The 1,455-nt window shown below is 80.0% G+C and carries 1 protein-coding gene; it reads left to right on the top strand.

Annotated features, from left to right (window positions below):
* The first annotated feature begins 141 nt into the window (after positions 1-141).
* The gene (locus tag GTR00_RS20725; RefSeq protein ID WP_166613412.1) at positions 142-1,452 is read left to right on the top strand and encodes a sensor domain-containing phosphodiesterase; all 1,311 of its coding nucleotides are present in this window, start codon (positions 142-144) and stop codon (positions 1,450-1,452) included.
* The last annotated feature ends 3 nt before the right edge of the window (positions 1,453-1,455 follow it).

The raw sequence follows: 1,455 nt of genomic DNA, 5'->3' as shown, positions 1-1,455 counted from the left end.
CGCGGCGGACGCCAGCCGGTCGCCCTCGTGGGCGTGGAGCGGGGCGGTGGGCACGCAGGGGGTGTCGGAGCGCCGCGCCCCCTCCTCCAGCGCTGCGGCGGTCTTTCACCCGGGCGGTCCACCCCGTCACCGACGGTGCCGGTGGATCGGGGCGACCGGCTGGCGTCCGCCGCGAGCTACCGCTCCGCGGACGCCGCGGACGACCCCGCGCTGCAGGCCCTGGCCGAGGCCGCCGCGCGCGCCCTGGGGGCGCCGGTGGCGGGGCTGTCGCTGATGGGCGCCGACGAGCAGCACTACCTGGCGCGCGTGCAGGTGCCCACCGTGGTGCTGCCGCGCCACCTGTCGCTGTGCACGCACACCGTCTCCGGCGGCCGGCCCGTCGCCGTCGGCGACACCCTGGCCGACCCGCGCTTCGCCGACCACCCCCTGGTCACCGGCGAGCCGCACCTGCGCGCCTACGCCGGCGTGCCGCTGTTCGGGCGCGACGGGCTGCCGGTGGGCTCGCTGTGCGTGCTCGACGTGCGCCCGCGGGGCTTCGGCGCCGCCGACGTGGCCGTGCTGGAGCGCCTGGCGCGCGCCGCGGGGGAGCTGCTGGAGCTGCACCGCCGCGACGCCGGCGCCGGCCTGGCCGGGCGCGACGTGCTCGCCGAGAGCCTGCGGCTGCGCCGCGCCGTCGACGACGGCGAGCTGCGCGTGCACTACCAGCCGGTCGCCGACCTGCGCACCGGGCGGGTGGCGGCCGTGGAGGCGCTGGTGCGCTGGCAGCACCCCGAGCACGGGCTGCTGCCGCCGGCGCGCTTCGTGCCCGTCGCCGAGGCCAGCGGCCTGGTCGTGGCCCTGGGCCGGCACGTGCTCACCGAGGCGTGCCGGCAGGTGGCCGCCTGGCGCGCCGCCGGGCCGGGCACCGCCGGGCTGCGCCTGGCCGTCAACGTCTCCGGCCGCCAGCTCGCCGAACCCGGCGTGGTGGGCACGGTGCACCGGGCCCTGGAGGAGGCCGGGCTGCCGCCGGGCGCGCTGACGCTGGAGCTGACCGAGACCGCCCTGGTGCACGGCGGCGACGTGCAGCCGGCGCTGCGCGAGCTGCGCGCCGGCGGGGTGCGCCTGGCGCTGGACGACTTCGGCACCGGCTACTCCTCGCTGGCGTACCTGCGCGACTTCCCCGTCGACGAGCTGAAGGTGGACCGCGGCTTCACCGCCTCCCTGGGGGAGTCGGCGCGCTCGGTGAGCATCACCGCCGCCGCGGTGGGCCTGGCGCACGAGCTGGGCTGCGAGGTCGTCGTGGAGGGCGTGGAGACGCCGGCGCAGCTGGCGCACGTGGCGGGCCTGGGCGCCCGGTACGCGCAGGGCTACCCGCGCGCCGGGGCGGGCGCGGGCACGGGCACGGGGACGGGGACGGCCCAGGTGGCGCCCAGCTCGCAGCCGGCGGCCGCCCGCGGCGGGGCCAGCAGGTAGCCC

This window comes from Kineococcus indalonis (genome assembly GCF_009906395.1).
GTDB lineage: Bacteria > Actinomycetota > Actinomycetes > Actinomycetales > Kineococcaceae > Kineococcus > Kineococcus indalonis.
Note: the sequence above shows the minus strand (reverse complement) of the source record. Positions and strands in the feature narration are given on the sequence as shown.